General features: G+C 43.8%; 23 protein-coding genes. 11 read left to right on the top strand and 12 right to left on the bottom strand.

Features of this window, described 5'->3' with window-relative positions; all coding sequences use genetic code 11:
• Positions 1-22 precede the first annotated feature (22 nt).
• Both G4D82_RS03610 and G4D82_RS03605 read right to left on the bottom strand, forming a co-directional pair.
• Entirely contained in the window at positions 23-1,051 is a 1,029-nt protein-coding gene (locus G4D82_RS03610) for a T9SS type A sorting domain-containing protein (protein ID WP_166334601.1), read from the bottom strand.
• Between the two features lie 20 nt (positions 1,052-1,071).
• Positions 1,072-2,127 (bottom strand): T9SS type A sorting domain-containing protein, encoded by a 1,056-nt coding sequence (locus G4D82_RS03605; protein ID WP_166334599.1) that lies wholly within the window; start codon positions 2,125-2,127, stop codon positions 1,072-1,074.
• A 130-nt stretch (positions 2,128-2,257) separates the two neighbouring features.
• On the opposite strand from G4D82_RS03605, the gene G4D82_RS03600 reads away from it, so the two are divergent.
• Positions 2,258-3,628: an MATE family efflux transporter gene (locus G4D82_RS03600; RefSeq protein ID WP_166334597.1), complete on the top strand. Its 1,371-nt coding sequence runs from the start codon at positions 2,258-2,260 to the stop codon at positions 3,626-3,628.
• A gap of 66 nt (positions 3,629-3,694) precedes the next feature.
• Entirely contained in the window at positions 3,695-3,922 is a 228-nt protein-coding gene (locus tag G4D82_RS03595) for a hypothetical protein (protein ID WP_166334595.1), read from the top strand.
• Positions 3,923-3,925: 3 nt separating this feature from the next.
• On the opposite strand, the gene meaB is transcribed toward G4D82_RS03595, so the two are convergent.
• Positions 3,926-5,017, bottom strand: a complete 1,092-nt coding sequence (gene meaB / locus G4D82_RS03590) for a methylmalonyl Co-A mutase-associated GTPase MeaB (protein ID WP_166334593.1) — start codon at positions 5,015-5,017, stop codon at positions 3,926-3,928.
• Positions 5,018-5,174: 157 nt separating this feature from the next.
• On the opposite strand from meaB, the gene G4D82_RS03585 reads away from it, so the two are divergent.
• The 3 genes from G4D82_RS03585 (at position 5,175) to G4D82_RS03575 (ending at position 9,165) form a co-directional block, all read left to right on the top strand.
• Positions 5,175-6,086: an AEC family transporter gene (locus G4D82_RS03585; protein WP_166334591.1), complete on the top strand. Its 912-nt coding sequence runs from the start codon at positions 5,175-5,177 to the stop codon at positions 6,084-6,086.
• Positions 6,087-7,292 carry an MFS transporter gene (locus tag G4D82_RS03580; protein WP_166334589.1) on the top strand — a complete coding sequence of 402 codons (1,206 nt, stop codon included), beginning with the start codon at positions 6,087-6,089 and terminating at the stop codon, positions 7,290-7,292. It abuts the gene before it with no gap.
• 463 nt (positions 7,293-7,755) lie between these two features.
• Positions 7,756-9,165: an FAD-binding oxidoreductase gene (locus G4D82_RS03575; protein WP_166334587.1), complete on the top strand. Its 1,410-nt coding sequence runs from the start codon at positions 7,756-7,758 to the stop codon at positions 9,163-9,165.
• A 219-nt stretch (positions 9,166-9,384) separates the two neighbouring features.
• Here the strand turns inward: G4D82_RS03575 and G4D82_RS03570 are convergent, their stop codons facing one another.
• From G4D82_RS03570 to G4D82_RS03530, 9 genes are all read right to left on the bottom strand, one after another.
• Positions 9,385-9,966: a hypothetical protein gene (locus tag G4D82_RS03570; protein ID WP_166334585.1), complete on the bottom strand. Its 582-nt coding sequence runs from the start codon at positions 9,964-9,966 to the stop codon at positions 9,385-9,387.
• A gap of 237 nt (positions 9,967-10,203) precedes the next feature.
• Positions 10,204-13,560 (bottom strand): preprotein translocase subunit SecA, encoded by a 3,357-nt coding sequence (secA, locus tag G4D82_RS03565; protein WP_166334583.1) that lies wholly within the window; start codon positions 13,558-13,560, stop codon positions 10,204-10,206.
• A gap of 87 nt (positions 13,561-13,647) precedes the next feature.
• Positions 13,648-13,869 (bottom strand): DUF2795 domain-containing protein, encoded by a 222-nt coding sequence (locus G4D82_RS03560; RefSeq protein WP_022828503.1) that lies wholly within the window; start codon positions 13,867-13,869, stop codon positions 13,648-13,650.
• A 268-nt stretch (positions 13,870-14,137) separates the two neighbouring features.
• A complete protein-coding gene (locus tag G4D82_RS03555; protein WP_166334580.1) occupies positions 14,138-14,707 on the bottom strand; it encodes a cob(I)yrinic acid a,c-diamide adenosyltransferase in 570 nt (189 codons plus the stop codon).
• Between the two features lie 50 nt (positions 14,708-14,757).
• The gene (locus G4D82_RS03550; protein WP_166334578.1) at positions 14,758-15,615 is read right to left on the bottom strand and encodes an ATP-grasp domain-containing protein; all 858 of its coding nucleotides are present in this window, start codon (positions 15,613-15,615) and stop codon (positions 14,758-14,760) included.
• A 28-nt stretch (positions 15,616-15,643) separates the two neighbouring features.
• Positions 15,644-16,024, bottom strand: a complete 381-nt coding sequence (locus G4D82_RS03545) for a DUF3887 domain-containing protein (protein WP_166334576.1) — start codon at positions 16,022-16,024, stop codon at positions 15,644-15,646.
• 152 nt (positions 16,025-16,176) lie between these two features.
• Positions 16,177-16,866, bottom strand: coding sequence for an ABC transporter ATP-binding protein (locus tag G4D82_RS03540; RefSeq protein ID WP_166334574.1), 690 nt, complete (start codon positions 16,864-16,866; stop codon positions 16,177-16,179).
• A 363-nt stretch (positions 16,867-17,229) separates the two neighbouring features.
• Entirely contained in the window at positions 17,230-18,021 is a 792-nt protein-coding gene (locus G4D82_RS03535) for an O-methyltransferase (RefSeq protein ID WP_166334572.1), read from the bottom strand.
• A 94-nt stretch (positions 18,022-18,115) separates the two neighbouring features.
• Entirely contained in the window at positions 18,116-19,972 is a 1,857-nt protein-coding gene (locus G4D82_RS03530) for an ABC-F family ATP-binding cassette domain-containing protein (RefSeq protein WP_166334570.1), read from the bottom strand.
• 462 nt (positions 19,973-20,434) lie between these two features.
• On the opposite strand from G4D82_RS03530, the gene G4D82_RS03525 reads away from it, so the two are divergent.
• From G4D82_RS03525 to G4D82_RS03500, 6 genes are all read left to right on the top strand, one after another.
• A complete protein-coding gene (locus G4D82_RS03525) occupies positions 20,435-20,866 on the top strand; it encodes an Hsp20/alpha crystallin family protein (RefSeq protein ID WP_166334568.1) in 432 nt (143 codons plus the stop codon).
• 84 nt (positions 20,867-20,950) lie between these two features.
• Positions 20,951-22,111, top strand: a complete 1,161-nt coding sequence (locus tag G4D82_RS03520) for a glycosyltransferase family 2 protein (protein WP_166334566.1) — start codon at positions 20,951-20,953, stop codon at positions 22,109-22,111.
• A gap of 108 nt (positions 22,112-22,219) precedes the next feature.
• Positions 22,220-23,617: a dihydrolipoamide acetyltransferase family protein gene (locus G4D82_RS03515; RefSeq protein WP_166334564.1), complete on the top strand. Its 1,398-nt coding sequence runs from the start codon at positions 22,220-22,222 to the stop codon at positions 23,615-23,617.
• Positions 23,618-23,731: 114 nt separating this feature from the next.
• Complete coding sequence (locus tag G4D82_RS03510; RefSeq protein WP_166334562.1) at positions 23,732-24,508, top strand: exonuclease domain-containing protein; 777 nt, start codon at positions 23,732-23,734, stop codon at positions 24,506-24,508.
• Positions 24,509-24,754: 246 nt separating this feature from the next.
• Complete coding sequence (locus tag G4D82_RS03505) at positions 24,755-25,366, top strand: fumarylacetoacetate hydrolase family protein (protein WP_166334560.1); 612 nt, start codon at positions 24,755-24,757, stop codon at positions 25,364-25,366.
• Positions 25,367-25,368: 2 nt separating this feature from the next.
• Positions 25,369-25,713 (top strand): Hpt domain-containing protein, encoded by a 345-nt coding sequence (locus G4D82_RS03500; protein WP_166334558.1) that lies wholly within the window; start codon positions 25,369-25,371, stop codon positions 25,711-25,713.
• The last annotated feature ends 64 nt before the right edge of the window (positions 25,714-25,777 follow it).

Genomic DNA, 25,777 nt, shown 5'->3' with positions numbered 1-25,777 from the left:
TTGGGTGAAATATAAAACTGGGTTATTGGATAACAATTTTGCGGACCAAACTATCGCCTTTGCTATCAGTGAGTTGTAGCAAGTAGATTCCGCTCGCCGCAATGGGCTGAGTTTGAATACTGTTGGCTCCGGAGTTTAGGTTGATTTTTTGGTTGTCTACTACTGCGCCATTAAGATTGATGATTTTCATCGCAACTTCACCCAAGTCAATCTCTGACTGAATAACCAATCTGCCGATTTTAGCGTCGCGGCTGTCGATAACCAATTGGCTTTGGTTGAACTGCGTGGTGCTTAAAGGAACGAAAGTCAAATCATCCCAATTGCGGCCTACACTGACCAAACCTGCTTTTCCGGTAGGCATTCCATTGGTCCAGTTCATTCGGAAGGTCAAACGATCAATACTTCCGGATTGGTCTAAACCGGTATTGGTAATGGCGCTGGTTGAGGCTGGAACGCCGTTGGCATAGACAGGATCTACATACAACGAAACGACGTCATCACTAGTTCCGGGTAATTGGCTGTATTTGACAATCACCAAATGGTCTTCATTATAACTGTAACTCAAAGCCGAAGTCGCCAGCGGATTGCCATTAGCGCCTTTAGCTATAGCAATGTTGTATGAAAATCCGGTGTTAATGGCATACAATCGGAAAGTAGTATTGAGATTGTTGCCGCTCATGACTCTGAAAAAGTCACTGTTGTTGTTGGCTTGTGCTGCGCTTAGATTCAGTACGAAACCTACATAGAGATCACCATCGGTTACTGCTGTAAAACCAACGCCTACACCATCAGAATCAGGACTAATAGCCACTGAGTTGGCGCTAGCGCCATAATCCAGAAAAGCAACAGGTGAAGCTAAAACGTCGGCATTATTGGGAAGGGCTCCAAGAGCAGCACCCAGGCCGCCAGGCAGAGAAGAATTGTGTGTCCATTGGCCTTGATTGTGCAAGTCAGCGCCAGTAGTGTATGATGAAAAGTCATCTTGAAAAAGATTTTGTCCGCAAACTGAAACGGAAACGGCCAAAGCCAAAACGAGTAATTTTGTTTTCATTTTTTTGTTTTTTGATTGAATTATGGAATGATTATTTTTTGATTGAACTTTTCGCCGGTGGTCGTCTTGAAGGTAACGATATAGGTTCCAGTGCTGAGTTTAGTGTCTATTGCAAGGTTAGAATTACCGAGCGGGAGATTTATTTTTCGGTTTTCCACTAAAACACCGGACAAGGCGTGTATTTCGAAATCCAACTGGTTCATGACTGAAGTACTGCGAATCGATAAATTGTGATTGTTGACCAAAGCGGCCACTGTTACTGGAGCAGTTTGAAATTCGTTAGTGGCCAATGGTAAGAAAGACAATCCTTCCCAGGTGGTAGAAGCGCTTACTAATCCTGCAAAACCAGTAGGCATTGACGGAATCGTGTTGTAGTTCAATCTAAAGGCAACGCGGTCAATAGCTCCACTCTGATCAAAACCTGTTGCTGCCGTTGCCACTGCAGAAGCAGGCTCTCCAGAAGCATAATCTGGGTTCACATAAAGTTTAACAATATCGTCATCGGCGCCGTCAAGATGCGAATATTTCACAATAACTAACACGTTCTCATTGAAGTTATAGAGATTGTCTCCATAAGCGGTTGGATTGCTTGAAGCACCTTTGCGGATTCCAATTTTATATCCAAAACCGCCATTCTTCACAATCAAACGAAAAGTCACTTGGGTAGGATCGCTATTGATGACTCTGAGAAAATCTACCGGTAATCCTGATTCATCCGGAGCTGTGGCAAGGTTCAAAACCAAACCGATATACAAGTCACCACCAACAACCATTGGGTTGATGATGTGGGCCACTCCATCGCGCAAAGGACCGATTTCCATCGATTTTGTTGAAGAGCCATAATTTGCGAAAAATACATTTTGGTCTACTATTTTGGTTCCTGAACAAGTAGATCCAGAAGTTACAGGAAGGCAAGCACCGATGCCAACATTCGGGGCTATTGGGCTATTAGACCATAATCCTTGGCCGCTCAACTCGGCACCACTAGTGTACAGAGTGAAATCGTCTTTAAAAATGTTTTGTGATTTTACAGAAACGAACGCGAATAAAATTAAAAGGAGTATTGCTTTTTTCATGCGGTTTGAATTGCGTTTATAACTTAAAAGTACCTAAAAATAAAAATCCATTAAAATTAAACACTTGTTAAATATTTTGACTTTCAAAAAACTCAAATAAACACCGTATTTTTGCCACCAAAATTGCAAAGTGAACCTTACCCAATACTTCAAGGAATTTCCTTATAACATCAAATTGGCTTATCCGGTGGTGCTCGGAATGCTCGGTCATACGTTGATCGGAATTGTCGACAACATTATGGTCGGAAATCTTGGCTCTACCGAACTTGCAGCGGTATCGTTGGGCAACAGTTTTATTTTCATCGGAATGTCGATTGGTATCGGTTTTTCGACTGCCTTGACACCACTGATTGCAGAAGCCGACGCCGAGAAAGACACCAAAACCATCAAGGCTACCTTTCATCACGGTTTGTTTTTGTGCACGCTGCTGGGTATCGGATTGTTTTCGATGATTGTGTTGGCCAAACCGTTAATGTTGCTGATGCACCAACCTGAAGCTGTGGTCAAACTGGCAACGCCGTACATCGATTGGGTGGCGTTTTCGTTGATTCCGGTGATTATGTACCAAGGCTATAAGCAATTTGCCGACGGTTTGTCGCTAACGAAATATTCGATGTATGCCATTTTCCTGACCAACATTGTGCATGTTATTTTTAATTATGTACTGATTTATGGTTTCTGGATTTTTCCCAAATTGGGTGTGGTCGGTGCGGCATTAGGAACGGTTATTTCGCGGGTGATGATGGTGGTTTTCATGCATTATCTACTGAAGTACAACAAAGATTTGAAAATCTATTTCTCGAAGTTCAGTTTTCGCGAAATCAAGAAATCAGTGCTGCGCAAGATTATTAATCTTGGGTTGCCCTCGGCGATGCAGATGTTGTTCGAAGTGAGTTTGTTTACCGCAGCGATTTGGCTCTCGGGAACCATCGGAAAAACCAGTCAAGCAGCCAATCAAATAGCACTGACTTTGGCCACGACGACTTTCATGTTTGCGATGGGCTTGAACGTAACTGCGATGATTCGAGTGGGCAATCAGAAAGGATTGAGCGACTATAAAAACCTCATTGTGGTGGCGCGTTCGATTTTCTTACTGACCATTATTCTCGAGACGATTTTTGCCTTGTTGTTCATTTTGATGCACAACTTTTTGCCGCAGTTGTTTCTCGATATGAAAAATTCAACTTTGGCCATAGACAACGCTGAGGTAGTTTTGATTGCTTCCCAATTGTTAATTGTGGCGGCGATCTTCCAAATTTCTGACGGCTTGCAAGTAGTAGTTCTGGGTGCGCTACGAGGTTTGCAAGACGTGAAAGTGCCGATGTATATCACGTTTGTGGCATATTGGATTATAGGTTTCCCAATTTCCATTTACCTCGGATTGTACACCGCGCTCAAAGCAACCGGAATCTGGATTGGGCTTTTGGCCGGATTGACGGCGGCTGCTTTATTTTTGTATCTTCGCTTTGCAAAACTCACCAAGCAATTGGCAAATCAATAACCTTTACAGGCAGTTTGCGAATTGGTTATATAGCTCCGGTTCGCGAATCCACAACCCAAAGTAACCATGGAATTACCAAAATTTCTTCTCGGCGACAATACCGATTTTCCCGATGATATTTTTATCATTCACTTAGACTATCCGCGATTTATCATCAACCTCAAAGACGATGAAGTAGAATTTTTAGAAGAAGCCGAAGACCTTGACGAGGCCGAACTCAACGCGGAAATGGAAGGGCTGATTGAACAAGCCAACGCCTTTTATGATCGTGAAGTCGAAAGGTACGAGGACTAGCTTTTATTCAGATTTGAAATAAAAATCCAGCAATTTCTGGGCGGCTGCAAACGGTGATATCGTTTGGTTTTGCACCGCATTTTTTTCTTGTTCGAGCAACCGTTGGATTTGAGGATGATTCAAAAAATGTTGTTTGAGCTGGTCATTAATAGTTTCCATCATCCAGAACTGATTTTGCTCGATGCGTTTTTCTTTGAAATAACCATTGTTTTGGGTGAGTTCGAGAAACGCCTCTATGTTGTGCCATATTTCGGCAATACCGTCTTTGGTCATCGCGCTGCAAGTGGAAGCAGTAGGTGTCCAGCCTGATTTTTTTGCTGGGAATAAATGTAACGCTTTGTTGAATTCAGTTTTGGCGAGTTTCGCTTTTCGGATATTATCGCCATCGGCTTTATTGATCACAATCGCATCGGCCATTTCCATAATGCCACGTTTGATGCCTTGCAATTCGTCACCGGCCCCGGATATTTTCAAGAGCAGAAAGAAATCGACCATGCTGTGAACGGCCGTTTCGCTTTGTCCGACGCCCACGGTTTCTATCAAGATGGTATCAAAACCTGCGGCTTCACAAAGTGTAATGGTTTCTCTGGTTTTTCTGGCCACGCCGCCTAAAGTTGCTCCCGATGCAGATGGCCTGATATACGCATTTGGATCTTTCACCAGTTCTTCCATTCGGGTTTTATCGCCTAAAATGCTGCCATGCGAAATCGTACTGCTCGGATCGACCGCCAAAACCGCCACTTTTTTTCCTAAACCGGTCAAGTATTTTCCGAAAGCTTCAATGAAAGTGCTTTTCCCTACACCCGGAACACCTGTAATGCCAATACGAACTGATTTATTGGCGTAAGGTAAGCAAGCGTTGATTAGTTCCGTGGCTTGGCTTTGGTGCGACACATTGGTACTTTCCACTAACGTAATAGCGCGACTTAGTGCGGTGATGTTTGCTGAGCGAATTCCGTCGAGCAATTCTGTCGTGGTGGGCAATTTTCGGCGCGATTGTTTGATTTGGCCAGCTGCGGCTTCGCTAATGATTTCCGGTGCGGAAATTCCAGCTTTTTCATTCAGGGCCGAGGCTTTTTTAGATGGATCGCTCAAAGGGAAAAGTTTGCGTAAATTTAGCAAATAAAAGTTTTCTATGGTAGCTTTTCTTGCAGCGTAGCGGTCTAAAATCTTTTAGCGCAGCGGTCTTTCCTCTTACCTTTGATTTTCTCTTTTTTTCCCGTTCCTTTGCAAAAAATTTCGAAACGTCCGTATGGATAGTATCATCATGTTATTTCTGTGCCTGGTTTTAGGATTGGGCTTGCAGCACGTCAAGGCATTTCCCCAAAATGCACATCAAACCCTGAATCAGTTTGTGATTTATGTGTCGCTTCCGGCACTGGCGTTATTCTATATTCCGAAAATCAAACTCAATGCAGAACTGCTTTATCCGTTAGGTATTGCATGGTTGGGCTTTGTTTTTTCTTTTATATTCTTCTATGTGGTCGGGACAAGGCTGAATTGGTCTCGCAAACTCATCGGATGCTTGACGCTCACGGCCGGTTTGGGCAATACTTCGTTTGTGGGTTTTCCGGTTATTCAGGCGTTGTATGGAGAAGAAGGTTTGAAAACCGCCATAGTCGTAGACCAACCCGGTTCGTTTGTCGTGATGGCTACTTTGGGCGTGATTACTGCCACGATCTATTCCAGAGGAAAAACCGAAGCCAAAACAATTCTCTCCAAAATCCTATTGTTTCCGCCCTTTCTGGGTTTTGTTTTGGCTTGTTCGATGAGCGCTTTAAAAATGGATTTCATTCCCGATTTGCAAACTGTGTTTCAGAAATTAGGCAGTACGGTAACTCCGATTGCTTTGTTGTCGGTGGGTTTTCAGTTGAAAATCGATAGGAACAGCCAGCATTGGAAATTCCTGCGATTTGGTTTATTGTTCAAGTTGTTCATCACACCTGCGATTTTCTTTTTATTGTACCGAATTATTCTCGGCGGTAAAGGCCTAGTTGTTGACGTTTCTATTATGGAAGCCGCGATGGCACCAATGATTACCGGAACCATTCTTTCGGCTTCATACGGTTTGAAACCCAAACTCAGCAACATGATGGTGGGTGTTGGTATTCCGCTTTCGTTCCTCACTTTGGCTTTTTGGCATTTTATCCTCAAGAACTTTTAAATGGAAACTCCTGAAATCAATACCGGCAAGGAAGCCTTTGTGTCTAAAACGATTTTTTCGGTACTGTTCGCCATCAGTTTTGCACATTTGCTCAACGATATGATTCAGGCGATCATTCCTTCGGTTTATCCCATTCTTAAAGAAAACTACAACTTGTCGTTCACCCAAATCGGACTGATTACTTTTGCTTTTCAGTTCTCTGCTTCCATTCTGCAACCATTCGTGGGTTATTACACCGACAAGCATCCGAAACCGTTTTCTCAGGTTTACGGGATGGTTTTTTCGCTTTTGGGTATTGTTGTGCTCTCGTTTGCCAACAGTTTCTACTGGATTTTACTCTCAGTTTGCTTAATAGGAACAGGTTCAGCGATTTTTCATCCCGAATCGGCGCGCATCTCGAATTTGGCTTCGGGCGGCAAGCGTGGTTTGGCCCAATCGATTTTTCAAGTCGGCGGGAATTTAGGAACCGCTTTAGGGCCGTTACTGGTAGCGCTGATTGTAGTTCCGAATTCGCAACGATACATTTTGTGGTTTGTCATCGGAGCAGTGGTGGCTTTGGGCATCATTGGCAAAATTGCTTATTGGTATCGCGACCATTTGATTAGAAAAGCGCACCAATCCACGATTTTTACCGAGTTCCACAATCTTTCAAAAAGCCGCGTGAAATGGAGCATTACCATTTTGCTCGTAGTCATTTTCTCGAAGTTTTTCTACTCGGCGAGCCTTTCCACTTATTACACTTTTTTCCTGATCGATAAGTTCCACCTTTCCATCCAGCAGGCGCAGTACCACATGTTTATTTACCTGATTGCCTATGCCGCCGGAACCATCATGGGCGGCCCGCTCGGCGATAAATTCGGGCGCAAGTACATTATTTGGTTTTCGGTTTTTGGCGCTACACCATTTGCCTTGTTGTTGCCTTATGTAAACCTATTCTGGACCGATGTTTTAATGATTATCATCGGAATGATTATCTCGTCGGCTTTCCCGGCTATTATAGTCTACGCACAAGAATTGATTCCGCGAAAATTAGGCATGATTTCAGGTTTGTTCTACGGTTTCGCTTTCGGAATGGGTGCTTTGGGTTCTGCTTTACTCGGTATTTTGGCCGATTATACTTCCATTCAATACGTATATCACGTGTGTTCGTTTTTGCCAATTATCGGCGTGATTTGCTATGGCTTGCCGAATTTGAAGAAGAAGTAGTTTTGAGTGCCTGAGTTCCTTAGTGCCTTAGTGTCTGAGTTCGTTGGTGCTTAAGTAATTTAGTGCCTGAGCTTTTTCAGGAGCCGGGAACCTGCTATTCGCTATATCTTTTGCTCCGCGACGCTACACAAAAGGATGTCGCTGCTATCAGGGCTAGGGTTTTCGTCTCGACAGAACTTTTTTTTACCGTGAATTTCATTATCTAAACCAAAACGCCCACTTTCCCGGCAGCCGCGTGAGGGATTGCAGCAAAGTGCCGTGCACTGCGAAAAGCCCGACCCTTGGGGCACGCCCAATCCATTAAAACTCCTGAACCGGGCGAAGCTAAATCCAACAAACGACTGACTCCCGACGACCGACTCCCGTTAATTCCACAATTCGAGCTAACCGCTAACAGCTAAAAGCTGACAGCTAATTCCACTGCACAAATCCAACAACCCACAACTTTTACTAAATTTACGCCATGAATTCGCAAATTACTCCCGAAATACTACAACAACTCGCCGCTATTATTGGTGAATCTTACGTTTTTACCGACCTTGAAACCCGACACCATTATGGCCACGACGAAACCGAAGACTATGTGTTTCCGCCCGGTGTAGTGGTCAAACCCGGAACGCCTGAAGAAGTTTCCGCGATTTTGAAATTGGCTACCAAACTCTTGATTCCGGTAACAACGATTGGCGGCAGAACCGGTTTGAGTGGCGGCGCTTTGTGTATTCACGAAGGTATTGGCCTCGCGATGGACCGTTTCAATAAAATCCTAGAAATCGATGAGCGAAATCTGCAAGTTACGGTCGAGCCCGCGGTCATTACACAAGTATTGCGCGAGATTGTGGCTGAAAAAGGTTTGTTCTATCCGCCCGATCCGAGTAGTCAAGGCAGTTGTACTATTGGTGGCAATGTGGCCGAGAATGCCGGTGGCGCAAGAGCCGTCAAATATGGCGTGACTAAAGATTATGTGCTGAACCTCGAAGTGGTTTTGGCCAATGGCGAAATCATCTGGACCGGAGCCAACACGCTAAAAAACTCGACAGGCTACAATCTGACACAACTCATGGTGGGTAGTGAAGGCACTTTGGGGGTGATTACCAAAATCGTCATGAAATTGTTGCCGCAGAACAGCCACAATGTGTTGATGCTCGTTCCGTTTTTTAAAGCCGAGGAAGCGTGCGAGGCCGTTTCGGCTATTTTTCGTGCTGGCGTGACTCCAAGCGCTCTGGAATTCATGGAACGCGATGCGATTGATTGGACACTGCAGTTTGTCGAAGGGTTAAACGTTCAAGTGGCCGAAAATATACAAGCGCATTTGCTCATTGAAGTCGATGGGAATTACCCAGAAGTGTTGTTTCAAGAAGCCGAGAAAATCATGGGCGTTGTCGAACAATTCGATATTGACGAGGTTTTGTTTGCCGACACAGAAGACCAGAAAAACGCGCTCTGGAAAATGCGCCGTTCGGTAGCCGAAGCAGTCAAGGCGAATTCAGTTTACAAAGAAGAAGATACCGTGGTGCCGCGCTATGAACTTGCTAAATTGCTTTCCGGGATCAAATCTATAGGGAAGAAGTACGGTTTCCGATCGGTTTGCTATGGCCATGCAGGCGACGGGAATTTGCACGTGAACATTGTCAAAGGCGAGATGAGCGACGAAGCTTGGCATACCGAAGTTACCAAAGGCATTCGCGAAATATTCGAACTCACCGTGGCTTTGAAAGGAACGCTCTCGGGCGAACACGGCATTGGTTATGTGCAGAAAAATTATATGGATATTGTTTTCAATGCGTTTCAATTGCAACTCATGAAAGGCATCAAGGATACTTTTGATCCGAATGGTATTTTGAATCCGGGCAAGATTTTTCCTGATTCTCTATAAAAAAAGAACGCTAAGATTTTACTATGTTGTCTTAGCGTTCTTTGAAATTCTGGCGAGTTAGTCTCTTTTCGGATTGTTCTTCTTCTCGCGTTTTTCTGCCTTTTTTTCCTTGGCCGTTTTTTGTGGTTCTTTCTTGACGGCTTTCTTGGCGTCCATTCCTTTTGCCATGGTTTTGGAATTTTAAGTTATTACGTAAAAGTAGGAAATATCATTATGGCTTTACAGCCCGAGTTGATTTTTTATGTTTTCGTTAAAAATGCTGTCGAACAAGGCGCGCTGTTCGGGGTCGTCCATATTGAAAAAGCGCCATTGGTTTTGGGTTGAGGCATCGGCAACTCCAACTAGTTTCGAAGTTCGGCGCACATTAAAACTGTTCCTTTTGGGCTCGAAAGTCACGTCGCGGGTGCGGTCTTTCTCGCGCAGGAAATTGGCCTGAATGAGTGAAGTATTGGAATCGAGTTTGTTTTCGTAAAAATAACGGGCCGGATTTTTAAAAGAAACCACAGAGAAATTTACGCCGTCAATAAGCCGGATTGAACCGTATTCGAAAACCACATTTTCAAGTTGGATGCGCATGCGGTAAGTTTCGTTCTGGTAATCGTGGTCGAGTTTTTCGAGAAATTTGTCTTTTCCGTAATGGGTAACGATTTTCGGATAAGAGAATTTAGTGATCGAATCAAAGTCCATGTTGTAATTGGCTTCGTGGATTTTTTTGGTGGCCACTTTGAGTTGTTCGAGGGTTTGGGCAAATGAAAAACCGCCAACCAACAGCAGCAAAAGAAAACAAGTTTTGATTTTCATAGTTAGTAATTTGAAGCCCAAATATAAAAAATCCCCGACTGCGTTTGACAATCGGGGTTTTTATTTTATAAGGTATTTCTGGTTTTACGTTATGCCCTAGCCCTGATGGTAGCGGCATCCTTTTTAAACCTACTAGGTTTTGGAAACCTAGTAGGTTTGAAAAGATATAGCGAACAGCAGGTTCCCGGCTCCAAAACCCTAACTACTAATTACTAACTACTAACTACTAATTATTGTTTACTCATTCACTATCACCCATTCGCCTGAATTGAGCAGGTTTTCAGCTTTCTTGTATTTCATCGTTTCGGATTTTCCGCTCATGATGTGGCGAATTGTCACGTTGTCGTTGCGGTTGATTTTCGGCATTTCGCGCACGATGGTTTCGGTCACTTGGCGTTGCTGCGTTTGGCCCGCTTCTCGGTTTTGTTGTGCCGAAGTTTCTGAATTTGGAATTTCGTCTTTGCTGGTTTTGTAATTTTCCTTGACTTTCACCTGACGGGCTTCCTGAATCGCCGGTGCGTTTTGTTGTTGTGGCAAATCGCCTTTGAACAAGAACGAAATCACTTCTTTATTCACGCCGTTGATCATCGAGCTGAATAGGTTGTAAGCCTCGAATTTGTAGATCAAAAGCGGATCTTTCTGCTCGTGAACGGCCAATTGCACCGATTGCTTGAGCTCGTCCATTTTGCGCAAGTGTTTTTTCCAGGCTTCATCGACAATGGCGAGTGTGATGTTCTTTTCGAAATCGGCAATGAGTTGCTTGCCTTGGGTTTCGTAGGCTTTTTTGAGGTCAGTGACCACATTGAGCGTTTTGATGCCGTCGGTAAACGGAACGATGATGCGCTCGAATTGGTTGTTCGGGTCTTCGTAAACACTTGAAATGATAGGCAAGGCTTCGCGTGCGCTTCTTTCGGTTTTGGCAGTGTAGAATTCCAGTGCGGCTTTGTAAACTCTTCCGGCAAGCTCCATTTCAGACAAACGCTCGAATTCGCTCTCAGTTACCGGCGAAGTAATCGAGAAATAACGAATGAGTTCGAACTCGAAATTCTTGAAATCGTTCACGGCTTTGTTCGTCTGCACGATGAGCTCGCTGGTGTCGAACATCATGTTGGCGATATCTACTTTAAGTCTTTCTCCGTGCAAGGCGTGGCGGCGGCGTTTGTAGACTACTTCACGTTGGGCGTTCATCACGTCGTCGTATTCCAATAGTCTTTTACGGATACCAAAGTTGTTTTCTTCGACTTTTTTCTGGGCGCGCTCGATAGATTTAGTCATCATCGAATGTTGAATTACCTCGCCTTCTTTGAGGCCCATTCTGTCCATGACTTTGGCTACTCTTTCAGAGCCGAACAGACGCATCAGGTTATCTTCTAGGGAAACATAAAACTGCGAGCTTCCGACATCACCTTGACGACCGGCACGACCTCTGAGCTGACGGTCTACGCGACGTGAATCGTGTCTTTCGGTACCGACGATGGCCAAACCTCCGGCGGCTTTTACTTCTGGTGTAAGTTTGATATCGGTTCCACGACCGGCCATGTTGGTGGCAATAGTGACTACACCAGGTTTTCCGGCTTCTTCAACGATTTGCGCTTCCTGCTTGTGCATTTTGGCATTCAATACGTTGTGCGGAATGTTTCTCATTTTGAGCATTCGGCTCAAGAGTTCGGAGATTTCTACCGAAGTAGTACCAATCAGTACCGGACGGCCAGCTTTAGAAAGGTCGGTCACGTCTTCAATCACGGCGTTGAATTTCTCGCGGGTGGTTTTATAGATTAAATCTTCTTTGTCTTTTCTGGCCAGCGGCTTGTTGGTCGGTATTTCTACTACGTCGAGTTTGTAGATTTCCCAAAGCTCGGCTGCTTCTGTAACAGCAGTTCCGGTCATTCCGGCGAGTTTGCTGTACATTCTGAAATAGTTTTGTAAAGTAACAGTAGCAAAAGTCTGGGTCGCGGCTTCGATTTTCACGTTTTCCTTGGCTTCGATGGCTTGGTGCAATCCGTCGGAATAACGGCGACCATCCATGATACGGCCGGTTTGTTCGTCTACAATTAGGATCTTGTTGTCCATGATAACGTATTCGACATCTTTTTCAAACAAGGCATAGGCTTTCAACAATTGCGTCAATGTATGGATGCGCTCGCTTTTGATAGAAAAATCTTGGAACAGCTTCTCTTTTTCCTCGGCTTCTTTGTCTTTTTCCATGCCGAGTTTTTCGATGCGTGCGATTTCAGTTCCGATATCGGGTAACAAGAAGAAATTTTCGTCGGTATCGGTAGAAAGGAATTTGATTCCGTTGTCAGTAAGTTCGACTTGATTGTTTTTTTCTTCAATCACGAAATACAAAGCCTCATCGATTTTGTGCATTTCGCGGTTGTTGTCTTGCATGTACTGGTTTTCGGTTTTCTGCAACAACTGTTTCACACCTTCTTCTGAAAGGAACTTGATGAGTGCCTTGTTTTTTGGTAGCGCACGATAAGCTCTGAGCAGGTTGAAACCGGCATCTTTCATATTTCCTTCTTTGAACAAACGCTTGGATTCGGCTAGGAAACCGTTGGCCAGCTGTCTTTGAAGGTTCACTAAATTTTCAATTTTTGGCTTGAGCTCATTGAATTCGTGGCGGTCGCCTTGCGGAACCGGACCAGAAATAATCAGCGGTGTTCTCGCATCGTCGATCAAAACCGAATCGACCTCGTCTACAATCGCGAAATTGTGTTTGCGTTGTACCAAATCTTCCGGAGAATGTGCCATGTTGTCTCTAAGGTAATCAAAGCCAAACTCGTTGTTGGTTCCGTAAGTGATGTCGGCATCATAGGCTTTCCTACGCTCTGCTGTGTTCGGCTGGTAATTGTCGATGCATTCCACCGTCAAACCGTGGAATTCAAAAAGTGGTGCTTTCCAGGCGCTGTCACGTTTGGCGAGGTAATCGTTCACGGTCACCAAGTGCACGCCGTTTCCGGTTAAAGCATTCAAGTACAGAGGCAAGGTGGCTACCAAGGTTTTTCCTTCACCGGTCTGCATTTCCGAGATTTTTCCGCTGTGCAACACCATACCGCCAATAAGCTGGACATCGTAATGGATCATGTCCCAAGTGATTTCTTTTCCGGCGGCATTCCAAGTGTTGGCCCAGATGGCTTGGTCGCCGTCTAGAGTGATATAGGATTTGGTTGCTGAAAGTTCGCGATCTTTTGGTGTCGCAGTTACAGCAATTTGAGTATTTTCTTTGAAACGTCTGGCAGTTTCTTTTACAACAGCAAACGCTTCGGGTAAGATATCGTTGAGGGTTTTCTCTGAAATCTCGTAGGCTTCTTTTTCTAAGATATCAATAGAAGCGTAAATTTCTTCTCTTTTGTCGATGTCTTCTACGGCTTCCACTTCTTGCAATAAGGCACTGATCTTGGCATCTTTTTCGGCACGGGCTTGCTTGATCTTTTCTTTGAACTCTGCAGTTTTGGCGCGAAGCTGATCGTGTGACAAACCAGACAAAGTGCTTTCAAAGGCTTTGATTTTATTGAGGTTTCCCTGTAAAGCTTTGACGTCTTTCTCAGATTTGTCGCCTACAAACGCTTTGATAATGCTATTGATGAAACTCATAATTAAGTGGTAATTTCTAATTTATAAAGTGTGCAAATTTAAACAAAAAAAAAGCCTCTTCTCGAGACTTTCATTGGGATTATTTTTTTAATATTCATCCTCGTTCCAAAGGTAATCTTCGTCGGTGGGATAGTCTGGCCAAATTTCTTCCATTGATTCGTAGATCTCTCCTTCGTCTTCTATAGATTGCAGGTTTTCCACCACTTCTAGCGGAGCACCAGCTCTGATCGCGTAATCGATAAGCTCATCTTTGGTTGCTGGCCACGGCGCGTCGCTCAAATATGACGCTAGTTCTAATGTCCAATACATCTTCTTTCGATTTTTAGTTTTGTGCAAAAATAATTTTTTTACTTTAACAGTCAAGTAAAAATCAATTTATTTCAAAAAAAAGTAAGAGCGTGGTTTTTAGTAGTTAGTAAACAGTAATTAGTGGTTGGTAATTAGCTTCTATTTTGAACTATTTAGTAAGAAAATCGATTACTTAGCACTAGCTAAAAATTAGTATTTATTACGAAGCATTCAATTTAAAAATGGAATTTCCACTAACTACTAACGACTGTTTACTAACTACTAACTTTTATTTCCTTGGAATCCATTTGACTTCCTCGGCTTTTAGGTCGAAAGTCAACTTCCGTGCCAGCACAAAAAGGTAGTCAGAAAGTCGGTTTAGGTATTGGATTGCCATAGGTAAAACCGGTTCGTTATGGCTTAAATGCACTGCCAAACGTTCGGCCCTGCGGCACACACAGCGCGCAATATGACAATATGACACCGTGGTATGTCCGCCCGGTAAAACAAAATGCGTCATCGGCGGCAGGCTTTCTTCCATGGTGTCGATCTCGCGTTCGAGCAGTTCGATATCGCTTTCGAGCAAACCCAAATTCTGAAGGCGCAATTCCCCATTTTTCATCACTTCTTTTTCTGGAGGTGTAGCCAAGATGGCTCCGATGGTAAACAACCGGTCTTGAATTTCAATGAGTATGTCTTTGTAATGTGCGTTCATGTCTTGGTCGCGAATGAGCCCAATATGCGAATTGAGTTCGTCTACGGTGCCGTAGCTTTCGATTCGGATATGGTCTTTGGGAACACGCGTGCCTCCGAAAAGAGCCGTGGTGCCTTTGTCGCCGGTTTTAGTATAGACTTTCATTTATTCAATTAATAATGAATAGTTAATAATTAATAATTGGGGAATCAAAGTTAGTGGATTAATTCGAGAGTGGCCGATACAAATTTTTCTCTGGCGCCGTGACTATAACTGAAATATAAATCCGGTTCGATGCATTCCACTTCCATCAAGTAGAGTTTTCCGTTGGTAATGATGCCGTCAACTCTGGCATAAAGTAGCTTTTCGGGAAAAGTGTCGACGATTTTTTGAGCCTGTTCGATTACCGATTTTTCGGGAACAACCGAAGTATATTTTCCGCCGAACTGCACCTGAATACGAAAATCTCCGGTTGCTGGTTTTTTGTTTACCGCATGCGAAAATTGTTTGTTGAAAAACACCAACGAGGTTTCGCCTTCGGTCTGGATTTGAGGCCAAAATTCTTGCAATAGAAGTGCTTTCTCGGCGGCTAGGGTTCGGTATTTTTGGTTAATGGTTGTTATTTCGCTGACTTCGAAAACTTCCGTCAGATAAGAACCGGCTGAGAACGCGGGTTTAATTACGGCTTTTTTCCATTCTTTCGGTAGGAGTTCGCCTAAATTTAAAGTACTGGTTGGGTCGATGAAAATTGTGGGCAGAATGGCAATACCTTGTTGTTGCAAATCCCGTAGGTAGAATTTGTGTTTGTTTCTTTGGACGATTTCTAGCGCATTGAGCGTCTTGATTTTAGCTTTTTCGAGTTGCGACAGCCAAAGATTGAACTCTTTTTCATTTTGGTAATAATCCCAAGTGTTGCGGAAAATCAGACAATCAAACTTGGTCCAGTCGATGGTTTTGTCGTTCCAAATAACGGCTTGTGCTTCAATTTGGTGTTTGGCCAGTTCGGGAATCAATAACCGGTCGCTTTCGGTAAGCTCGGGTAATCGTTCGCAGGTAAGCAAGGCGATTTTCATGGCATGTAAGTTTTCTGGGTAGATTAAATTATAAAAGATTTTCTTTAAAGATATAAAACCCAATGATTTGACTTCGCTCGTTCATCGTTATTCTAATCATTGCCGTTCCATAATCAAAATGCCCCAGATATTGTGCACGGGTTTTCTTTAGGTCAATTTCTGTATAATTGGTGATTTCAACCGACCGTAAATTGCCTCGTTCTTTTTTGACGCGTGACAAAATCTGGAAGTAATATTGTTTCGAACGCGCCTGTTTCATTTTGGCGGAAAACGATTGGTAGATTTTCTGAAAATCATTGTTGTTGTAATCCGATTGAAAAGTTTGAATGGCTTGCTGCTGCATAGGGTTTTGCCCCAAAACAAAAAGGCCGGTTAGAAGAACGAACAACAACAACAATATCTTTTTCATCGAAAATGGTTTTGTTAAATCAATAGCCCTAGCCCTGATGGCAGCGGCATCCTTTTTAAACCTACTAGGTTTACAAAACCTAGTAGGTTTAAAAAGATATAGCGTACAGCAGGTTCCCGGCTCCTGAAAATCCACCAACCACCAACCATCAACTATTTATTGACCGTATCGCTCTCAATCATCCCGTCGCGCAAACGAATTACCCGATGGGCGTATGCGGCAATTTCCTCTTCGTGCGTGACCAAAATGACCGTGTTGCCTTGGACGTGGATGTCGCCGAAAAGCTTCATGATTTCGATAGAGGTTTTGCTGTCGAGGTTTCCGGTGGGCTCATCAGCCAAAATGATCGACGGTTTGTTGACCATGGCCCGAGCGATGGCTACCCTTTGCCTTTGTCCGCCGGAGAGTTGGTTCGGCTGGTGATCCATTCTGTCGGCTAGGTTTACTTGAGCCAACACTTCCTTGGCGCGCTCGTAGCGGTCGGCTTTGCCATATCCGGCATAAATCATCGGTAGCGCAACATTATCGAGTGCGGTGGTTCTGGGTAAAAGGTTAAAAGTTTGAAACACGAAACCAATTTCCTTGTTGCGAATTTCGGCCAGTTCGTCATCGTGCATTTGGCTGACGTCTTTGCCGTTAAGAATGTAGGTTCCTGAGGTCGGCGTATCGAGACATCCTAAAAGGTTCATCAGCGTTGATTTTCCGGAACCCGAAGGGCCCATGAGTGCCACATATTCGCCTTTGTTGATTTCGAGATCGATGCCTTTGAGTACATATACCGTTTCATTGCCGAGGATGAAATCGCGTTTGATTTGGGTAATCTGAATTAAAGGATGGGCCATGCCAAGAATATTTTGAGTTTCTAAAAGTACGAATTGCACCGGAAAATTTCCGCGAATAAGTAGCCGTTTTTTAATCGATGTTACTTTTCGACTTAAGAGTTTTATAAATGGTTGTGAATATTGGTTGTTGGTTGACGGTTGTTGGATTTTCTCAGGAGCCGGGAACCTGCTGTTCGCTATAGTCCTCGCAAGCTGCGGGCTGTCGCGGCCATCAGGGCTAGGGCAGTCCGTAAATCCTGAAATACAGGTGAACTTTCAAACCCGAATTATATAAAACTCTTTCTGCCATTATTCTAGTTGGATTTTACAGCTGAAAGTACACTTTTCCGATTTTAAACTCAGGCACTAAGGCACTCAGGCACTTCATATCCGAATCACAAAATGCTCTTTCTGCTGTTCGTATCTAAAGAAAACCAAACCCCATTGAAACGTATCGATGGTCACAGTCACTTTTGGATGGTTCTTGATGGTTTCCCAAGCTTCTTCCATATCGGCAGACCAGTGAATGTCATCGAAAATCCAGACGGTTTCGTTGGTAATTGTGGGCAACAAAAGTTCAAAGTATTTCAAAGTCGCGGCTTTGGAGTGGTTGCCGTCGAAGTAGGTTAATTGATGGTTGTTGGTTGATGGTTGTTGGTTGGTGGCGGAATTGGACAGGTAGGTTTCGAATTCCGTATTGATGAGTTCAATGTTTTGAAAACCGAATTTCTCGAATTGTTGTTGGGCGATTTTTGCGGTTTCTGGACAGCCTTCAAGTGTTGTGATTTTCGCTTTTGGGTTTCCGAGTAAAAGTGCTGAAGTGGACAATCCTAATGAAGTGCCGATTTCGAGCACATTTTCCGGTTCAAAATAACGCGACAATCGGAACAACAATTCTGCCCGCTTTTCGGTAATGCCGGCGTTTTTAGCGATTTGGTCGATTCTTCGTGTATTGCTGTTAAAAACGCGCGAACCGGCACCGAAATCAGTTACTTCAATCGTGTTCTTGTTTTCTAGCAATGCATTGCGGTAATTCCTCAGGATGGAATATTCAGTTTTGGGTGTTCTGTCATAAAAACATTTCGTGACCAAAGCAAACACAAATGGCGAATGCACCCCATGCTCGTTTTTGGAGTGCCAAAGAAATCGGAAATAGGATTTTATTTGATGTAACACTATTTATACAACACAGATTACACAGATTTACACAGATTAGGATTGTTGCGAATAAAATCTGTGCTAATCCGTGGAATCTGTGTTCAATTTTTTTTTATTCAATCTTCGCACTAAGCTCAAACCAGCGTTCTTCTTTTGCTTCCAGTTTTTGAATTACGGCTTGCAGTTCGTTGGCCTTTTTCTCGATGTCTGCATCAGCCACTTTTCCGTCGGCGAACTGTTGCTCGATTTGTTTTTTTTCGTATTCCAAGTCTTTGATCTCGCGCTCAATTTTCTGGAATTCCTTCTGCTCGTTGAAGCTCAAACCTTGGCTGACTTGTTTTTCTTTCCAGTTGTTTTTTTCTTTCGGGCTGTCGTCTTTCACGGGTTCGGCACTGTCTTCGTATGCCCTGAAATCAGAGTAATTCCCGGGAAAATCTTCAATTTCGCCTTGTCCGCGGAATACAAATAAATGGTCGACAATCTTATCCATAAAATAGCGGTCGTGCGAAACCACAATCAAACAACCCGGATAATCTAAAAGGAAACTTTCCAAAACGTTCAACGTCACAATATCCAAATCGTTAGTCGGCTCATCAAGAATCAAAAAGTTCGGGTTCTGAATGAGCACCGTACACAAATACAACCGCTTGAGCTCGCCACCGCTGAGTTTTTCTACGTAGTCGTGCTGCTTCTTGCGGTCGAATAAGAATCGCTCCAACAATTGCCCGGCAGAAATCGTCCTGCCTTTCATCAGCGGAATGTATTCGCCGTATTCCTTAATCACATCAATCACTTTCTGGCCTTGCTTTGGGTTAATGCCGCTTTGGGTGTAATACCCGATTTTGATCGTATCGCCCACAACCACTTTGCCGCTATCGGGCGGAATCGTTCCGGTGACCAAATTCAGAAATGTCGATTTTCCAGTGCCATTTTTTCCGATAATACCAATGCGTTCCGAGCGTTGGAAGTCATAACTGTAATTCTCCAAAATCACGCGGTCTTTGAACTTTTTGCTCACTTTGTGCAACTCAATCACTTTGCTGCCCAAACGCTCCATATTGATTTCAAGCTCGACCACATTTTCCTTGCGGCGGCTTTCGGCTTTTTGCTTGATGATGTAAAAATCATCCTGACGCGATTTCGATTTGGTCGTACGCGCTTTGGGTTGGCGGCGCATCCAAGCGAGTTCCTTCACGAACAAGTTTTGTGCTTTGTCTATACTCGCGTTTTCCGAGGCTATACGTTCTTCTTTCTTCTGTAGATAATAGGAATAGTTGCCTTTATATTGATACAGTTTCCCGTTGTCGAGTTCAATAATTTCATTGCATACGCGTTCCAAAAAGAAACGGTCGTGCGTGACCATAAATAAGGTAATGCTTTCCTTGGCGAAATAACTCTCCAGCCATTCAATCATTTCCAAATCGAGGTGGTTGGTAGGCTCATCCAAGATCAGCAAATCGGGTCGGTCAATCAAGATAATCGCGAGCGCCAATCTTTTTTTCTGCCCGCCCGAAAGGTTTTTTACTTTGAGTTTGAAATCTTCCAGCTTGAGCTTGAACAAAATTTGCTTGTATTGTGTTTCAAAATCCCAAGCGTTGTGGCGGTCCATCAGGTCGAACGCTTTCTGGTAATTCTCAGTATCGTTGGGGTTTTCGAGCGCTTTTTCGTATTGCTCAATTACTTTCAGAATCGCGTTGTCTGAAGCGAAAATACTTTCCTCAATGGTGAGTTCTTCCTGCAAATTCGGCACTTGAGAGAGGAATGCCATTTTAATTTCTTTGCGCACCACGACTTGACCGGCATCGGGTTCGTCGATTCCGTTGAGGATGTTCATGATGGTCGTTTTTCCCGAACCGTTCTTGGCGATGAACGCAATTTTCTGGTCTTTGTTGATGCCGAAAGACAGGTTTTCAAACAGCGTGCGTTCGCCGTACGATTTCGATATATTTTCTACAGAAAGATAATTCACAGCAATAAATTTTGCGCAAAAATAGTGTTTAGTTGTCGGTTGGTGATGGTTCGTCGTCGGATTTTTTAGGAGCCGGGAACCTGCTGTTCGTTTCAAGTCCTCGCAAGCTGCGGGCTTTCCACTTCCATCAGGGCTAAGGCAAGCCGTAATTCTTGAAGTTTAGGATTTCAATTCAAGTATAGTTGTACCTGAAGTCCACTGGACTTTTATTCCGCTATCGCTCCATACGATTCGACCTTTCGGTCTCGGGTCTCCTCTTAATATCTACCCGAGGCTTTAGCCGAACTGAGCGAAGCTAAATAATCAGGGCTAGGGCTGCTGTCAAATTTTCACTTTTTTCGGTCTTAAAAATGTCAATTTGTCCTTGGTTAACGCCGGTTGACAGGATTTTTTGTGTTGGTACAAAACTTGTCAAAACCAGTTCGAAATGTTTAATCAAGTTTAACTTTAAATCTTTTAAAAATGAACTTAGTAAAGCGCAACCCGAACAATTTTTTTCCAGCCTTAATGGAAGAATTCTTCAGACCCGACTGGATGGGCGGATCTCAAAATCCCAACGCACTGAGCGTGCCACCGGTGAATATCCGCGAAACTGAAACTGCCTTTGAAGTCGAGCTTTCGGCTCCAGGCAAGCAAAAAGAAGATTTCAATATCGAGATCGACAATGATATGCTAACGATTTCTTCGGAACACAAAACCGAAAACACCACCGAGGAAGGCAAATACACCCGCAAAGAATTTTCGTTTTCAGCATTCCGCCGTTCATTCACTTTGCCAGAAACAGTCAAAAGCGACGACATCAGCGCAAGTTATGAAAACGGCATCCTGAAAATCAGCTTGCCCAAACGCGAAGAAGCACTACCAAAACCCAAAAGGCTGATAGAAATCGCCTAAGTACAAGCGTCCGAGATGGGCGCTTTTTTTATGGCTTTTTGTGACGGTATTCCAAACCTATCCTGAATCTGCTATATTTGCGCCATGCAAATTTCTGTCGTCATCCTCAATTACAATGTGCGCTATTTTCTGGAGCAATGTGTGCTCAGTGTGCAAAAAGCATTGCAAAACCTTGACGGCGAAATCATTGTGGTCGACAATAATTCTCCCGACGACAGTTGCACCATGATTAAGCAGCGTTTTCCCAACGTCAAACTCATCGAGAACAAGGAAAATTCAGGTTTCCCCAAAGGCAATAACATCGGTGTAGCAGTAGCCCAAGGCGAATATTTGTGCATTCTGAATCCCGATACGGTGGTGGCCGAAGATACTTTCGAGAAACTGCTCGAATTCGCCAAAACCAAAACCAACTTAGGAATTGTAGGCTGCAAACTTATCGATGGAACCGGGAATTTCCTACCCGAAAGCAAGCGCGGCATTCCAACGCCGTTTGTTGCGATGGCAAAAATAAGTGGACTTTACAAATTATTTCCCAAAGTACCGCTATTCGGAAAGTATTATGCGCAACATCTCACCGAGAATCAAACCGGAAAAGTCGATGTGTTGGTAGGCGCTTTTATGTTAATGAAACGAAGTCTGTACAATGAACTCAGTGGTTTTGATGAGGCTTTTTTCATGTACGGAGAAGACATCGATTTGTCCTACCGTTCGCTCAAATCCGGTAACGAAAACTATTATTTTGCCGGAACCACCGTGATTCATTACAAAGGCGAAAGCACTGTCAAAGACCGAAAATATTTAGAGCGCTTTCAAACCGCAATGCAACTTTTTTATCATAAACATTTTAAAGTTTCGTTTGTTTTTAAAGTTTTTATGGATTTCGGAGCCTACGTATTTTCGGTAGTGAAGATGAAAAAATCAGATGCCAAGCCACGGAATATCGACGCTTACTGCCTGTTCTCAAACGATGTCGAGCGTGCTGGTGAAGTTGAAAACTTGTTAGGAAAAAAAGTACGGCTGCTCGATGCTGCAACCGAAAATAATCTAAATTCGCCTTCAGGTGTAGCGGGTAAAAACGTCGAAATTATTTTCGATAATAACAGTTGTTCTTTCCGTTCGATTATTGAATTGATGCAGCGGCACAACAACAATCAGTTCACGTTCAAGATTTTGCCCGAGAAAAGCCGTTTTTTAATCGGAAGCAACAGCAGTAACGACCGAGGCGAAGTGATTCGGTTATCGTAACAGAAAGCACCAAACCGAGATTGAAAAAATAAACGATTCTTAACCGAAACTGATTTATTTTATTAATTTCGCAAACACAAAATAAGAATATACCTTTAGGTTAACAATATGGCAAGATTTGAATTGAAGCTTCCGAAAATGGGAGAAAGCGTTGCCGAGGCAACCATTACCAATTGGCTCAAAGCAGTCGGCGACAAAATCGAAATGGACGAAGCCGTACTAGAAATCGCGACCGATAAAGTAGATAGCGAAGTACCGTCTGAAGTCAGCGGGATTCTCGTTGAGCAACTGTTTCAAAAAGACGATCTTGTTCAAGTAGGCCAAACCATCGCCATCATTGAAACCGATAGCGCAGCAGCCACGACGCCAACGCCAGCAGTTGAGGCAGCACCAGCACCAGCCGCAGCAGTAGAAGCAGTAGCCAAAACCGTAGAAGCCGCAAAAGATTACGTGGCCGCTCCAGCTCCGGCTGTACCAAGCGCACCACAAGATTTCAGCACTTCAGGAAAATTCTTTTCGCCACTAGTGCGCAACATTGCCAAAGAAGAAGGCGTCAGCGTAGCAGAACTCGAATCTATCCAAGGCACAGGAAGCGAAGGCCGCGTTACCAAAAACGATATATTAGATTACATCAAGAATAGGACGAATGCTCCGGTTGTTGCCCAAGCCGCTCCAGCTCCGGTCCAGTCTGTAGTACAACCTGTAACGCCCGTCCCAAGTGCAGCAGCCGAAACACAACTGGCAACCAACAACCAACAACCAACAACTCAAAAAGCCATTCCGGTTTCAGTCAACGGCCAAGACGAAATCGTCGAGATGGACCGCATGCGCAAACTCATTTCGGGTTATATGGTGCAGTCGGTACAAACTTCGGCGCATGTGCAATCGTTTATCGAAGTCGACGTTACCGCAATTTGGGATTGGCGCGAGAAAAACAAAAACGCATTCGAGAAAAGAGAAGGCGAGAAGTTGACCTTCACCCCAATATTCATGGAAATCATTGCAAAAGCTTTGAAAGATTTCCCGATGATGAACATTTCAGTCGATGGCGATTATATCATCAAAAAGAAAAACATTAATCTTGGTATGGCGGCTGCCTTGCCCAACGGAAACCTGATTGTTCCGGTAATCAAAAACGCAGACCAATTGAATTTACTGGGTATGGCGAAAGCTGTAAATGATTTGGGCAATCGAGCCAAAGCAGGTAAATTAAAACCAGACGATACACAAGGAGGAACTTACACCGTAACCAACGTTGGTACATTTGGCAGCGTGTTCGGAACGCCGATTATCAACCAACCACAAGTAGGAATTTTGGCTTTGGGAGCCATCCGAAAAGTGCCTGCAGTAATTGAAACGCCAGAAGGTGACTTTATTGGCATCCGCAAGAAAATGTTCCTTTCGCACAGCTATGACCACCGTGTGATCGATGGCGCACTCGGAGGAAGTTTCGTAAAGCGCGTTGCTGAATATATGGAAGCGTTTGATGAGAACAGAAGCTTTTAATCACCAGAAATAAACAAAGAAGCCTTTCTGAAACGGAGGGCTTTTTTATACCCAATTATTAACTATTAATTATTCATTATTAATTGAATATCTTTGTCGCCCTAAAACACCAAAATGGAACTCAAGCTGAACAAACCCATTTGCTTCTTCGACCTTGAAACAACAGGTATCGACATAAGTAAAGACCGCATCGTCGAAATCTCAATTTTTAAGGTGTTTCCCAACGGCAACAAAGAAAGTAAGACTTGGCTGGTGAACCCCGAAATGCCGATTCCGCCGCAAGTGGTCGCGGTGCATGGTATTACAAACGAAAAGGTGGCCAACGAACCGACTTTTAAAGAACTCGCGCATCAGATTCACCACATGATTAAGGACAGCGATTTGGCGGGTTTTAATTCCGATCGTTTTGATATTCCATTGCTGGCGGAAGAACTGCTTCGCGCCGGAGTAGATTTTGACATGAAAAGCCGCGTTTCGGTTGATGTGCAGACGATTTTCCACAAGATGGAAGAACGCACTTTGAGCGCCGCGCTGAAGTTCTATTGCGGAAAAAGCTTAGACAATGCGCATTCTGCTGCGGCAGATACGATGGCGACCTACGAAATCCTTAAAGCACAACTGGAACGCTATCCGGAACTGGAAAACGACATGAAATCTTTGTCGGAATTCACGACCCGTAAAAAGGCTGCTGATTTCGCCGGATTCATCGCTTACGACAAAGACGGCAACGAAGTATTTACTTTCGGCAAACACAAAGGCGCATTGGTAGAGAAAATTCTAGAAGAAGAACCGGGTTATTTCGGCTGGATCCAGAATGCGGATTTTCCGTTGTATACTAAGAAGGTTTTGACGGCGATTAAGCTTAGGAAACTTAATAATAAGTTGTTGTAAGTGCCTTAGAAGCTGAGTGCCTGAGTTTGGATTCGGAAAATTGTACTTTTAGTAGTAAAATCTAATTTGAATATCAACAGAAATACCTTTAGGAAACAGTAGTTGAAATCGGGACTAAAATAACTCAGGCACTCAGCTACTCAGGCACTTCCTAGCCCTGATGGTAGCGGCAGCCCGCAGCCCAGCGAGGACTACAGCGTACAGCAGGTTCCCGGCTCCTAAAAAAAAACTCAGCACCTTAAAAAAATGAAGCTAATCTGCATCGGACGCAATTACGCGCAACACATTGAAGAGCTCCAGAACGAGCGCCCTGACGAGCCTGTGGTTTTTTTAAAGCCCGACTCTGCAATATTACTCAAGCAACATCCGTTTGTGATACCGGAGTTTTCTTCGGACATCCACCACGAAATTGAATTGGTGGTGAAAATCAGCAAAGTAGGCAAATATATCGAGCCCAAGTTTGCGCATAAATATTACGAAGAACTCACCGTGGGTATTGATTTTACTGCGCGCGATTTGCAGCAAAGGCTCAAAGACAAAGGGCTGCCGTGGGAAAAAGCGAAGGCATTTGACGGTTCAGCGGTGATTGGCGACTTTATATCGAAAAAAGTTTTTAGTTCGGTGGAAAGTCTTAATTTTGAGCTTCGAAAAAATGGAGAAGCCGTTCAGAAAGGCAATTCAAGCCTGATGCTCTGGACCATTGACGAGCTGATTTCGCATGTTTCGCAGTATTTTACCTTGAAAATTGGCGACCTGATTTTCACAGGAACGCCAGCAGGTGTGGCCGCGGTAAAACCCAATGATATTCTGGAAGGATATCTACAAGACAACAAATTATTCAGAATTAATGTAAAATAAAAATGGCCCTAAATTACAACCTAGCGAAAGTCTACGCGCTTTCAGACAACGACCCGGAATTCGTGAACCAGATCATCACTTTATTCGTTACCGAAGTTCCGCTGGATTTAGAACAAATCAAACTCGGTATCAAGACCAAAGACCACAAATTAGCTTACAGCTACGCCCACAAAATCAAGCCTACCTTGGATTTACTCGGGATGGACCAAGCGTTCGAAGAAATCCTACAAATCGAAGCCTGGACCAAAGCTGAAGGCAAGAAAAAGGAAATCAAAGAAACTTTTAAAAGCGTCGCGTCTCAGATTGAGAAGGCCGTGAAGGAAATTACCAAAGATTTCGAATTATAAGGAGGTGCCTTAGCGGCTGAGTTCCTTAGTGCCTGAGTTTTTTTAGGAGCCGGGAACCTGCTAT

Source organism: Flavobacterium lotistagni, assembly GCF_011392125.1.
Classification (GTDB): Bacteria; Bacteroidota; Bacteroidia; order Flavobacteriales; family Flavobacteriaceae; genus Flavobacterium; species Flavobacterium lotistagni.
The sequence above is the reverse complement of the archived record's forward strand: the minus strand, read 5'-3'. Positions and strand labels throughout refer to the sequence as shown.